A 12,743-nucleotide genomic window follows, 5' to 3' on the forward strand; every position below is an offset into this window, starting at 1 on the left:
CGGTGGGAGAAGGAGTCCGGCCACAGGGGACCGCGATATGCCCGCTGACAGGGACTGCTTCTCGCCTCGGCTCCATCTGGCCCGTCCGGGGCCGCCTCTGCGGCCGGTTCCACACGGCCTGGGCGGCCTCACGATGCACTACTCAGCGTAGCGCGCAGTGACCGGCCCGCACAGCGATTTTCTGCCCGCCGCCGCGCGCTGCCGTCTTCCGCGGCCTTGGGCGGAAGGCGCGTTCTCGGGTACTCCTCGGTGGAGGCGCCATCGACGAGTGCTTCATGGGCTCGGCACGCGCCACTGTCGCCACCGTGGGCAGCCGAGCGCCGTCCTCGGCACGTGCTGGCGGCTGCTGTCGTTGACGTCGAGGGCCTCGGCGGCCTGGCAGGAACGCCCCCATCACGGTCGCCGACCGCCTTCCAGTCCCTTCGGGACCAACACAGGGTTCTCCCTTCAAGTCCCGGCAGCTGAACGCCGGTTGATTCCCCCCTCCGGCGTTACCGGCGGAGTCGGACGTACGGCGCCGTCATCCAGCGGGGCGACCGGTGTGCGCCGGCTGGGGGGTCGCGTCACGGTGGTGGGGGGCCGGAAAGGCGGGGCAGGGTCAGGTGTTCGTGGACCACGGCGTGGGCGAGGGTGGACAGGTCCATTCCCCGGGTGTGGGCGTGGGCGCGCAGCAGGGCCAGGGCCTGGCCGGTACCCACGGCGTGACGGTAGCTGATCATGCCGATGGCCTGGTGGACGACCGCTTCGGCCGGCAGGAGCCAGGTGTGTGCGAGGTCTTCCTCACTCGGCGTGGGCGTGGCCAGGAGCAGGAGGTCGGCGGCGTCCGCGTGGTCCTGGGCGAGGTGCAGGTCGGGCTCGGGGATCGGGCCGGGCCGGTCGCGGTAGAGGGAGAGGACGAGTCCGGGCTGCTGCGCCGGGTCGGGGCCGCTCAGGACGGGCAGGGCGAAGACCGCGCGGATGCCGTGGGCCCGGGCCTGTTCGGCGTAGAAGGGCCATTGCCGTACGGTATCCGCGTCGTCGAGGTCCTCGGCGAGTACCGGCGCCCTCTGGTTCAGGGCTTGGACGCACGGACCTTCGCCGAGGCTGAGCTGCAGGGTCTCGCCGCGGGCGGCGAGTGGGCCGGCCGCGCACAGGGACACCCGCTGTGCGAGGGCGGCGTCCACGGCCAGGGTCAGCCCCACCGCATACGCCTTGTTCAGGGCGGTCCGGCATGCCTCGCCGAGGTGCTGGGCCGGCTGCGTGTGGCCCACGAAGCGGGCGGCCAGGACGATCGCTTGGAGCCGTGGGGGCTTCACGGCGGGCTCGTTGGGGTGACAAGCGGGGTGGTGGCCTGCTTGGGTGCGGACATCTCGCGTGTCCGATCTCCGGCATTCACCGCCGACGCTGCCTGATCGGAAGCCAATGTCAGGGTGGCGGACGAGCGGCGTGGCTTCGGGCAGCTGTAACTCCCACCCTACGCCCCGCTGCGGGAGCAAAGGAGGGTTGCGATCCGGTGGCTGAACCCGTGCTGCGAGGGGAGCGGGGCTGACCGGGCAGACTCGCCCACGGACAGGCCACCTGCCGCGCAGGCACACCGGACGACTTCGGCACCGTCTTGCCCCGGATATCGCTCCCGGCACCCGGCCCGAGCCCTGGGACACCGCCCGTCGGCGCTTCCCCAAGGCCCGGACGGCCGCGAAGCCGAGGTTGCGCCGTCATCGCGACCGCGTGCCGACCGCCGGGTACTGGTTCCCCGGCCGCCGACCGAGGCGATCACCTGTCCGAGCCGCACCCGCAGCGCCTCACCCCGCAGGCGGCGGCCTCCAACACCGCCCGCTCGCCGCCGGCTGCCGGGAAATCCCTAAAGTGGAAAGCACCAGAAGTACGTCCCGTCACGACGGGCCTCCGCTCGCGCGCGACCGGAGGCCGTGCCGGGAGGTGAGAGCGGTGGAAACCGGCCGTGACCTGGCTGCCGTGCTGAGGAGCCTGCAGCCCGCCACCGGGGACAGGAGGCTGGTCGGCGCCGACCCGAACCTGTGCGCCCAGCTCCTCGGCGTGGACGGCGTCGCCGCCTGTGTAATGACGGCCGACGGCCAAAGCGAACCGCTGTGGTGCACCGAGGGCACCAGCACACGGCTGGAAGATCTGCAGTTCACGCTGGGCCAAGGGCCGGGGCCCGAGGTGATGGTGTCCTGCGCGCCGGTTCTGGTGCCGGATCTGTCGCGGATCGCGGCCAGCCGGTGGCCCGCGCTGCTGCCGGAGGCCACGGCGCTGGGCATCGGGGCCGTCTTCTGCCTGCCGTTGCACGTCGGCTCCGCGTGCCTGGGCACCTTGACCTTGCAGCGCGCGGCGTCCGGCCCGCTCCCGGACACGACGCTGACCGACGCCTGGCTGGTGGCCAACGCCCTGACCGCCGTGTTCCTGCACGGCGGCCCGCAGCAGGAGGCGTTCGCCAGAGCCGACAGCGGCTCGGAGCTGTACCGGGCCGTCGTCCACCAGGCCACCGGAATGATCAGCGTGCAGGCCGGGGTGCCGCTGGCCCGGGCGTTGCTGCTCTTGCGCGGCTACGCCTACGGGCACCTGCGGAGCGTGGTGGAGGCCGCCGAGGACGTGGTGGCTCGGCGGTTGCGCTTCCGCAATGATGAAAACGGGCCGGAGATTTCCGGTGAAGGGACTGAAGGGCCATGAGGCGTGAGGAACGACTGCTGGCGGCCATGGTCGACGCCGTGGACACGCTGGTCGACGACTTCGACCTGATCGACTTTCTGCATCGGCTCTGCGACCGGTGCAACGATCTGCTGGACGTGTCGGCGGTCGGCGTCATGCTCGCCGACCCGGGCGGCAGCCTCCAGCTGATCGCCGCGTCCGACGAACACACCCGGCTGCTGGAACTGTTCGCCCTGCAGGCCGACCAGGGGCCGTGCGTGGAGTGCCACCGCAGCGGCACCGCCCGGCTGAACATCGCCCTGAACTCCCCCGCGCAGACCGCCGGCTTCGCGCGCTTCGCCGAGTACGCCCGCCAGGCCGGATTCGCCACCACCCACGCCCTGCCCCTGCGGCTGCGCCAGCAGATCGTGGGCGCGCTGAACCTCTTCGACACCCGCCAACAGGACCTCAGCGCAACCGACGCAGGCGTGGCGCAGGCGCTGGCGGACGTGGCGACCATCGCGATCCTGCAGCACCGCACCATCGCCCACGGCAACATCGAACGGGCCCAGCTGCGGGCCGCCCTGTCCAGCCGTATCTGCATCGAACAGGCCAAGGGCATCCTGGCCGAACGCTGGAACACCACCCTCGACGACGCCTTCGACGCCCTGCGCCGGCACGCCCGCGCGTACCGGCAGTCCCTGACCGCGCTGTGCCGGCACCTGATCGACGGCTCGCTCGACACCTCCACCGTCCAGCGTCCCTGACCACAAGCCGTGCCCGCGGCTCCAGCCGGCACCCGCCCCAGTCCCCGGCGGCAACATCTGTCCACCCGTCCAGGTGCCCGGGGCAACCCAACGGAAGGGACAGTCCTATGACCCCCGAGCACCATGACGCGGCGTGGCAGCGTATCGGCGCCGTGGGCGCTACCGATGCCGTCACGCTCCACACCGCCTGCCGAGCCTGCGTCGAGGACCTGAACGCCGACTTCGGCGGGGCCACCGTGGTCACCAGCGGTGAGCTGCGGGTGCTGGGCTGCGCCACCGACGAGCGCGCCCGGGCCGTGGAAGACGCCCAGTTGGTCACCGGCGAAGGGCCGTGTACCGACGCCTACGTCCACCACCACCTCATCGAAGCGGACCTGCACCAGGCGGCCGGGCGGTGGCCCGCCTTCACACCGACCGCCTGCGAGACCGGAGCCCGCCGCGTCCTGGCCCTGCCTCTGGCCATCGGCAACCTCCTCATCGGCGCCATGGACCTCTACCGCAGCACCCCCACCCCCTTCACCGCGGTGGACCAGGACCGGGCCACCGCCTACGCCCGCATCCTCGCCCTGCTCACCCTCGACGAGCACCCCCACCTGATCGCAGCCCACGCCCGCCCCGCCCAGCGCGGACCACAGGGCTACCCGCCCACCGTCCACATGGCCGCCGGCATCCTCGCCGCCAAGGACAACCTCACCCCCGACGACGCCCTGGCCCGGCTGCGCGCCCACTCCTTCCGCCACAACCAGCCCCTGCTGCGCACCGCCGAACACGTCCTCGACCACCACCGCCTCGACTAGCGCCGGAAGACGACCCCACCTCGGCCCCGCCGACGATGCCACCCGCCTGATCACACACCGCCTGCGTCGCCTCGAACCTTCATCAAGTCCGTTCGGCGGCGCTCGGCCGGGCGGCACTCGACGACGAACGCCGAGCCGTCGCCCCGGCGGGCGAAGCAGCCCGACGCGTGCGTGATGGACTTGCCCCCTGAGAGGAACAGAACAGCCAGAACGCCTGCGAGGAGCTGCCCGCCACCGCCGGATCGAATTCCAGCGGCATCACGTGTTCCCGCTCCGGTCAGGACACGTACCCGATGTACCTGCCCACCGCGCCGACCACCACACGCCCGGAAAGTCCCGCGGGCCGCGGTACGGGGCGAAGGCGCGTACGGGGAGCGACGTCCTCGAACCGCACCGCCCACACGTCCGCCGGCGGGCGCCGTACCTCCGACCCGACCGAGGCGACGTACGCCACCTCGGACCCGGCCGCCGACGGCCCCGCGGAACCGCCCTCAAGGACCTCTCATGCATGCGCCATGTACGGCTAACCCCGCCCCCCCCGATGCGAGGTCACGCTGACCTATGCAAGATCACATGCAGCCTAGAGCTGACATCTGCAAGGTCAAGCCGCACCGGGCATCAGAGGCAGACCGGTAGGAGCCCGGGAACCGGCCACCCACCATCGGCGGAGTCGCACGGCAAGCGAGCGGGAGACCGCCCGATCCACCCCACATGCCCGAGTTCAACGCAGCGCAGTCAGCACCAAATCAGCACGGGAGGGGTGAACACGAGGTGATGACGTGGGCTTTTAGTCGGCACCGAACCAGCACGGGAGTCAGCACGTCACCTCCAAAACACGCCGGAACAGTGCGACTCGGGCAGCCCTCTTCGCGGCTTCGTCGAAGCTGTCGGAGAGCCCCGTCACCGCCCCATGGTGGCCGCGCGCACCTCCGCGCCCAGAACTATGGCGTCCCGCCACATATGGCCTCTGATCTGCGCGTTCATACGGTGTGGCGACACGGAAACGTCCCCGCCGACCGCCAGGAAGTGGTGCCGATATCCACCCCCGCGACCGCTCCCCCAGCCCCCGCCAGCCTCAAACGGATCGTCGCCGCCAGCCTCATCGGGACGACCGTCGAGTGGTACGACTTCTTCCTCTACGGGTCCGCTGCCGCGCTGGTGTTCAACCAGCTCTTCTTTCCCGGGTCCGATCCGCTCGTCGGGACGTTGCTGTCCTTCCTCACCTACGCGGTCGGCTTCGCCGCGCGGCCTCTGGGGGCGCTGGTCTTCGGGCATTACGGGGACCGGCTGGGGCGTAAGAAGTTGCTGGTGGTGAGCCTGCTCATGATGGGGGCGGCGACGTTCGCGATCGGGTTGCTGCCGACGCACGCGGCGGTGGGGTCGGTGGCTCCGCTGCTGTTGACGGGGCTGCGGCTGGTGCAGGGGTTCGCGCTGGGCGGGGAGTGGGGCGGGGCGGTGCTGCTGGTGTCGGAGCACGGGGACGCGCGGCGGCGCGGGTTCTGGGCGTCGTGGCCGCAGACCGGGGCGCCCGCCGGGCAGTTGCTGGCGACGGGGGTGCTCGCGGCGCTGACCGCGCTGTTGCCCGAGGCGGCGTTCGTGGCGTGGGGATGGCGCGTGCCGTTCCTGCTGTCCGGGGTGCTGGTGGGCGTGGGGCTGTGGATCCGGCTGTCCGTGGACGAGTCGCCCGTCTTCAAGGCCGCCTTGGCGCAGGCAGAGGAACGCCGGGCCGGCGAACCCGCCGTCGAGCGGCTGCCGTTGGTGGCCGTTCTCCGTCACCACTGGCGTGACGTGCTGATCGCGATCGGCGCGCGGCTGGCCGAGAACATCTCGTACTACGTCGTTACCGCCTTCGTCCTCGTCTACGCCACCGAGCACAGCGGCCTGTCCCAGCAGACGGCGCTGAACGCCGTCCTCATCGCCTCCGCCCTGCACTTCGCGGTCATCCCGGTCTGGGGCGCGCTCTCCGACCGCTTCGGCCGCCGGCCGGTGTATCTGCTGGGGGCCGCCGGGGTGGGCGTGTGGGCGTTCCCCTTCTTCGCGTTGGTGGACACGCGCGACTTCGGGCTCCTGGTGGTCGCGGTCGCCGTCGGGCTGGTCTTCCACGGTGCGATGTACGCGCCGCAGGCGGCGTTCTTCGCGGAGATGTTCGCGACGCGGATGCGGTACTCCGGAGCGTCGATCGGCGCCCAGTTCTCGTCCCTGGTCGCGGGCGCGCCGGCGCCGCTGATCGCCACCGCGCTCCTCGCCGACCACGGTGGATCCGCGCCGATCGCCGGTTACGTGGTGATCGCGGCGGTGCTGACGCTGATCGCGGTGGGCGTCGCGCGGGAGACCAGGAACCGGGATCTGGCCGAGGTCGGTTCGGGGGATGCTGAGAAAGCCGGTTCGGGGGATGCTGCGGAGGCCGGTCCGGGGGACGCCGAGCCGACCGGTCGGGGGAACACTGATCAGGCGGGTTCGGGTCTGTCCGGGGAAGCGGACGGGCCGGCGGGGGCGCGGGCGGTGTGAGGAGGGCGGTGAGGGCGGGGCGGTGTGGCGTGCTGCTCCGCGGCATCGTCGGCGAGAGGGGGCGGACGGAGGCCGGGGCAGGCGGAGGCCGCTGGCGGGTGGGAGCCGGTGGCGGGCGGGAGCGTTGGCGGAAGGCAGTGGCGGGCGGGAATGTCGGTGCCGGACGGGGGCTTGGTCGGCGCTCTGGGCTGCGCTCGGAGCGGCTCGCAAGCGCAAACGGGCGGGCCGGGGCCGTGGGTCAGTTCGCAACGTGCCCGGGCCCGGAGGGACCGTTGGTCCGTTCCGGGCCCGGGCGCGGCGGCGAGGAGGTCACTGGTCGCGGTCGCGGAAGGAGTCCCGCATTCCTTGGGCCTTCTGCTTCGCGTTGTCCATCGCGCCCTTGGCCTTGCCCTTCGCCTCGTCGGCCTGGCCTTCGCCGCGCGCCCGGTTGTCACCGGACGCCTTGCCCTTCATTTGCTTGGCCTTGCCCATGATCTTGTCCTTGGCGCTCTCGCCGCCCATGACGCACTCCTTTGCTCCGTTGCACGGGTAAGCAGCATCCACGCTGCCGCAGGTCCTCGCGGTCCGCATGCGGAGGCGGCTACCGGTACGTACCGGTAGCCGTGCCACGGCAGACGCTCCTCACGATCCGCGCCCGGAGGTGACTACCGGTATGCCCCGGGCTCAGCGCACCACGGCAGACGCTCCCCGCCGTCCGCTCTCGGAGACGACTACCGGTACGCGTCGCGCTCAGCGCGCCACGGCGGACGAGAGCTGGTGCAGCCGCAGTGCGAGCTGGATCTCCAGGGCGCGGGCCGGGGACTGCCAGTCCGGTCCCAGCAGCCGGCCGACCCGTTCCAGCCGCTGGGCGACCGTGTTGACGTGGACGTGCAGATCGTCCTTGGTGCGGGCCGGGCTCATGCCGGCGGCGAAATAGGCGTGCAGGGTGCGGATCAGGTCGGTGCCGCGCCGCGCGTCGTAGTCCGCGACCGGGCCGACCGTTCGCCGTACGAAACCGTCCACGTCGCGGGCGTCGGCGAGCAGCAACCCGAGGAAACCGAAGTCCTGGGCCGCCGCCCCCTGTCCCGCCCGCCCCAGCACCCGCAGCGCCTCCCGGCAGCGCCGCGCCTCCTCGTAGGCGGCGGCCACGGCGGCGGGATGGGCCGCCGGGGCCTGAACCGGGGCCGAGGCGCCGACCGTGACGGGCCCGTTCATCGCCGCGCCGAGGTGCGCCGCGACCTCCCGGGCGGCGGCGGACGCACCGCCTTCAGAACCCTCGGCCCCCTCGGAGCCCAGCGGCAGCAGCAGGACCACCCCGCCGTCCCGCGTCGCCGCCAGCCCGCGGCGGGTGGCGGCCAGGTGCGCGGCGGCGGACCACAGGCGCTGCCGGTCGGCACCGGCGTCCGAGGGCGCGGTGGTGGCGCGGGAGGCGGACGGGTGACGCGGGTGGGCGGTGTACGGCGTACGCGGAGGGATGGCGCGGGACGGCAGGGCCGGCGTACCGGGACGGTCGGCTCCGGTTCCGTCGAACGATCTTCCCGGGCGGTCGGTACGCGTGTGCGTATGCATGTGCGTGTGCGTTCCCAGCGCTTCTGGGTCTCGGTCGGCGGGGACGCCTCCCGCACCCGGGTGCTCGGGCCCGCTCTCCCCGTACGGGTCACCGGCGAGGTCGGGCGCGGGGCCGCCGTGCGGCGGGTGAACCCGGTGGGACGGGGCGGAGGGGGCCGGATCGGCGTCCGCGTCCAGCCGGGCCGCGAAGACCACGTGCGGGGCGTCGAGGTCGGCGGCGACGCGGGTGGCGCGTTCGCGCAGCAGATGGGGATCGCGTTCGGGGGCGTCGAGGAGGTCGTCCAGCAGTTCGCCGCGGACCCGGCGCTCGGCCTCGGCCGCCGAGCGCCGGGTGAGCAGGAGCAGGGAGGTGACCACCGCGGCCCGCTCCAGCGTCCGCCGGTCGACCGGGTCAAGATCCGGGTGGCCGCGCAGCACGAGCGCGCCCAGTACCTCGTCGCCCGCGTGGACCGCCGCGACCCAGTCGGCGCCGTCCCGTACCGCGTGGCCGTCGGCCCGCGAGCGGTCCAGGGCGGCGGCGGGCGCCTGCCAGGCCTCCGCGTACCCGACCTCGCCGCTCAGCACGCCGGCCACCGCCTCGGCCACGTCCCGCACCCCGCCGCCGCGCAGGACCAGTTCGGTGAGCCGGTCGTGGATGCCGGAGGCGCGCTCGATGGCCGCGCTGCGGTCGCGGACGATCTCGTTGGCCGCCTCCAGTTCGGTGAGGGCCTGGCGGGTCTCGGCGAGCAGGTTGGCGGTGTCGATCGCCACGGCGGCGTGTGCCGCGTGCGCGGCGAGCAGCGCGATCTGGCCGTGCTCGAAGGTCCGCTCGCGCCGGTCGGCGGCGAACAGGACGCCGATGACGCCGCTGCCGAGTTGCAGCGGCACCCCGAGGATCGCCACCAGCCCCTCGTCCCGGACGCCGGTGTCGATGGTGCGGGTGTGCCGGAAGCGGTCGTCGAGGAAGTAGTTGTCCGTGACGTACGGGCGGGCCGTCTGCGCCACCAGGCCGCCCAGCCCCTCCCCCATGCCCAGCCGCAACTGCTGGAAGCGGGCGGAGACCGAACCGTCCGTGACCCGCATGTACGTGTCCCCGGCAACCGGATCGTGCAGGGTCAGGTACGCCACCTCGGTCCCCAGCAGCGAACGGGCCCGGCGCACGATCGCCCGCAGCACAGCGTCCAGGTCGCGCAGGCCCGCGAGGTCGTGGGCGGTGGCGTACAGCGCGGACAGCTCCGTCTCGCGCCGCCTGCGTTCCTCCAGCTCCGTCCGAACGCGCAGGGCGAGGAGCTTGGCCCGTTCCAGCCCGGCGAGCTGCTCGGCAGAGGCGCCGTGCGCGCGGGCGCGCAGCACCGCCCGCTCGTACTCCTCGGCCGGGGCGCCCGCGGCCAGGAGGGAGAGGAAGGGGGTCTCGGGGGAGGCGGCGTCGGCATTCAGGTGCGGCCGGGGCTCGGGCAGGGGGCGGGTCGGGGACATGGTCCTCACAGATATCTCCGGGCCGGTGGGGCGCGCCAGCCGTCGGACCTCAGCGGTGTGCGCAAGGCCGAGGCGGGCGCGTGCCCTCTGGACGGGTCCGGTCGGAGAGCAGGCGGGCCGCCCCCGGCCTCAGTGGGCGGACCAGCCGCCGTCGAGGGGCAGCGACGCCCCCGTGATGAAGGACGCCTCCGGTGTGCACAGGTAGGCCACGGCCTCCGCCACCTCGGCCGGCTCGACCAGCCGCTTGATCGCGGAGTCGGCCAGCAGCACCTCGGCCTCCACCTGAGCGGCGGGGATGCCGTGCGCCGCGGCCTGATCGGCGATCTGCCGCTCCACCAGCGGCGTCCGCACATACCCGGGGCTCACGCAGTTGGACGTGACCCCGTGCGCCGCGCCCTCCAGCGCGGTGACCTTCGACAGGCCCTCCAGCCCGTGCTTGGCGGCGACGTACGCGGACTTGTACGGGGACGCGCGCAGCCCGTGCACGGAGGAGATGTTGACGACGCGGCCGAACCCCTGCGCGTACATGTGCGGCAGGGCACCGCGCACGAGCCGGAACGGGGCCTCCAGCATGACGGTCAGCACGTCGTGGAAGACCTCGGGCGGGAACCGCTCGATCGGGCGGACGAGTTGGATTCCAGCGTTGTTGACGAGGATGTCGGCGCCGGCGGCGACGCGCTCGGCGGCGTCCAGGTCGGTCAGGTCCAGGACGTGGGTCTCGATCCGGCCCCGGGGGGTGGGGGGAACGGGGCGTGCGGAGGGGGCGGGGGCCCCGGAGGAGGTCGTTGTGGGGACGGATCCGATGGGCCGCGGATTCGGGGCGGGCGCGGCTGCTTCCCGGCCGTCCTGGGCGGGTACGGAATCGGCGGCCTCGCGACCGGGAGCGGAATCGGCGGCCTCCCTGTCGGGTGCGGCCCTGGTCGCCTCCCTGTCGGGCGCGGCTCCGGTCGCCTCCCCGTCCCCCGCGAATCCGGCGGCCAGTTCCGCCAGCCCCGCCGGATCGCGGTCGACCGCCAGGACCCGGGCCCCGGCCGCCGCCAGCCGCAGGGCGCAGGCCCGCCCGATGCCGCTCGCCGCGCCGGTGACCAGGGCGGTGCGGCCGGTGAGGTCGAGGTGTACCGGGCCTGGTGTCCCGGTGCCGAACATGGTCATGTTCCGCACCCTAGGCAGCGGTCACCGTCCGGACCGATGTGCGGTGACCCCATACTCCGGCGCCGAGGGATGGGGTCAACGCACATCGGTCCCAGGAGCGCGCGCCCGGGCGACAACCGGCGGTCCCGATGGAAACGGGACTTCGGCCGCCTCCCGATCGGAAACGGGGGCTCCCCGGTCGTTCGTCCCGGTCGGAAGCAGACAGGACCGGAACCGAAACGCCCCAGCGAGGCGGCGGCGGTGTGAAGGCGCACCACCGCGAGGACCGACGGCACCCCGCGCGCCCCGTCCACGTGTTCCGCTTCCTCTGTCTCGTCATGCTCGGAAACGACATGGATAGGGTCACTTCATGGCCACTCCCGACTTCATTCGTGCGATCCGCGCCTCAGCGGGTCATCAGCTCCTCCTGTTGCCCGGTGTGACCGCCGTGGTCTTCGACGACGACGGGCGGGTGCTGCTGGCCCGGCGGGCGGACAGCGGGGAGTGGGCACTGATCGGCGGCATCCCGGAACCCGGTGAGCAGCCCGCCGCGGCCGTGGAGCGGGAGGTCTGGGAGGAGACCGCCGTGCACTGCGAGGCGGAGCGCGTGGTCCTCGTCCAGACGCTGGATCCCGTGCAGTACCCGAACAAGGACCGCTGCCAGTTCATGGACATCACGTTCCGGTGCCGGGCCGTGGACGGCCGCGCGCGCGTCAACGACGACGAGTCCCTGGAGGTGGCCTGGTTCTCGCTGAACGAGTTGCCGGGGCTCCCCGAGGGTTCCCGGATGCGGATCGAGCGGGCGCTCGGCGACGAGCCGACGTGGTTCGAGCGGAATGCCGTGCGGGTGGCACCCGAGTCGTGATCCATCGGTGGCGTCCGGCACCGTGAACAGGCGACCTCGCGCGTCGGTGGACGGGGCCGGGGTCCGCCGGCGGTGTCCGGCACCGTGAACAGCCGCCCTCGCTCCTCGGTGGACGGGGCCGGGGATCCGCCGGTGGTGTCCGAGACAGCGAAGACCCGGCCTTGTACCCCGGTGGCCTCACCCCAGTGAGGTGCGTCCCTTGCGCCGGACCAGGCGACCGCGGATGCACCGGACGGCGGCCTCGGCGTTGTCGACGGTGACGGTGAAGCTGCGGCCGTCGCCGAGCCGGAGCACCAGTGCCTCGCCGCGGCGCACGACCACGGCGGTGCCCTGCTCGGGACGCCAGCGGTAGCCCCAGCCGCCCCAGTGGCGGGGCGTGACCCGGGGGGCGAAGTCGGCGCCGACGACGTGATCGAGTGGGATGCGGCGGCGCGGCAGCCCGATGTGGCCGCACCGGACCTCCAGGGAGTCCTTGTCGACCCGTACGGCCACATGGACGAAGGCGAGGGTGCCGAAGAGCACCAGCAGTCCGGCCGCCACGCAACCGACCACGGCCATCACCAGCGGCGCGAGGCCGGAGGTCCAGGCGTTGTCGACGGCCAGTTCGACGCCCAGCGCCAGGCAGGCCGCGCCCACGGCCGCCAGCAGCCACTGCACGCGGTTGGTGGCCCGGCCGTGCCATACCTCTGGGAGGTCGCCACAGCCGTGACCTGGCGCGTCCGGGTGGTTACCGGTGACGTCGGGGCTCTCGGTGCTGCCGTGGTGGTCGGGGGCTGCTGCCCCCTCGTGGGGGTGGTCCCTCATGGGATGCAGCGTACGCGTCTTCGAGCGTCCTGGCAGGGTGTCGCGTCGCCACCAGCGGACAGCGGGCCGGTGCGCCGGCAGGTGGCCCCTTACGCCGGTGGCTCATTCCCTTCGGTACCGCGCGGCACGCCGGTTTCGGACGGCCCGCTCCGGGGAACCGGCGGCCAGGCTCGACGGGCCGGACGGGGCGCGCGTCCGGATGACCGGCCCGTCAGCGAGGCATGCGTCCGGGCGACGGGCCCG

At 73.1% G+C, this 12,743-nt stretch carries 10 protein-coding genes; 5 read left to right on the plus strand and 5 right to left on the minus strand.

Features of this window, described 5'->3' with window-relative positions; translation table 11 throughout:
* Positions 1-563: 563 nt before the first annotated feature.
* Positions 564-1,295, minus strand: a complete 732-nt coding sequence (locus ABZX96_RS16115) for a GAF and ANTAR domain-containing protein (protein ID WP_355544251.1) — start codon at positions 1,293-1,295, stop codon at positions 564-566.
* 631 nt (positions 1,296-1,926) lie between these two features.
* Here ABZX96_RS16115 and ABZX96_RS16120 point away from each other — a divergent pair.
* The 4 genes from ABZX96_RS16120 to ABZX96_RS16135 all read left to right on the plus strand — a co-directional run bounded on the left by ABZX96_RS16120 (position 1,927) and on the right by ABZX96_RS16135 (position 6,697).
* The gene (locus tag ABZX96_RS16120) at positions 1,927-2,667 is read left to right on the plus strand and encodes a GAF domain-containing protein (RefSeq protein ID WP_355544254.1); all 741 of its coding nucleotides are present in this window, start codon (positions 1,927-1,929) and stop codon (positions 2,665-2,667) included.
* On the plus strand, positions 2,664-3,392 hold the full coding sequence (locus ABZX96_RS16125) for a GAF and ANTAR domain-containing protein (protein ID WP_355544257.1): 729 nt from the start codon (positions 2,664-2,666) through the stop codon (positions 3,390-3,392). The genes ABZX96_RS16120 and ABZX96_RS16125 overlap by 4 nt, the downstream gene beginning before the upstream one ends.
* A gap of 107 nt (positions 3,393-3,499) precedes the next feature.
* Entirely contained in the window at positions 3,500-4,189 is a 690-nt protein-coding gene (locus ABZX96_RS16130) for a GAF and ANTAR domain-containing protein (protein ID WP_355544260.1), read from the plus strand.
* A gap of 1,035 nt (positions 4,190-5,224) precedes the next feature.
* Positions 5,225-6,697 (plus strand): MFS transporter, encoded by a 1,473-nt coding sequence (locus ABZX96_RS16135; RefSeq protein WP_355544458.1) that lies wholly within the window; start codon positions 5,225-5,227, stop codon positions 6,695-6,697.
* Between the two features lie 309 nt (positions 6,698-7,006).
* Here ABZX96_RS16135 and ABZX96_RS16140 read toward each other — a convergent pair whose 3' ends face one another.
* The 3 genes from ABZX96_RS16140 to ABZX96_RS16150 form a co-directional block, all read right to left on the minus strand.
* Positions 7,007-7,198, minus strand: a complete 192-nt coding sequence (locus ABZX96_RS16140) for a CsbD family protein (protein ID WP_355544263.1) — start codon at positions 7,196-7,198, stop codon at positions 7,007-7,009.
* 228 nt (positions 7,199-7,426) lie between these two features.
* The gene (locus ABZX96_RS16145) at positions 7,427-9,700 is read right to left on the minus strand and encodes a helix-turn-helix domain-containing protein (protein ID WP_355544461.1); all 2,274 of its coding nucleotides are present in this window, start codon (positions 9,698-9,700) and stop codon (positions 7,427-7,429) included.
* 129 nt (positions 9,701-9,829) lie between these two features.
* On the minus strand, positions 9,830-10,852 hold the full coding sequence (locus tag ABZX96_RS16150; RefSeq protein WP_355544266.1) for an SDR family oxidoreductase: 1,023 nt from the start codon (positions 10,850-10,852) through the stop codon (positions 9,830-9,832).
* A 349-nt stretch (positions 10,853-11,201) separates the two neighbouring features.
* Here ABZX96_RS16150 and ABZX96_RS16155 point away from each other — a divergent pair, with 349 nt between their 5' ends.
* A complete protein-coding gene (locus tag ABZX96_RS16155; protein ID WP_355544269.1) occupies positions 11,202-11,696 on the plus strand; it encodes an NUDIX domain-containing protein in 495 nt (164 codons plus the stop codon).
* Between the two features lie 177 nt (positions 11,697-11,873).
* Here the strand turns inward: ABZX96_RS16155 and ABZX96_RS16160 are convergent, their stop codons facing one another.
* Positions 11,874-12,500: a hypothetical protein gene (locus ABZX96_RS16160; protein ID WP_355544272.1), complete on the minus strand. Its 627-nt coding sequence runs from the start codon at positions 12,498-12,500 to the stop codon at positions 11,874-11,876.
* Positions 12,501-12,743: the final 243 nt, after the last annotated feature.

Origin of the sequence: Streptomyces sp. NPDC003077 (assembly GCF_040611095.1) — a bacterium.
GTDB lineage: Bacteria > Actinomycetota > Actinomycetes > Streptomycetales > Streptomycetaceae > Streptomyces.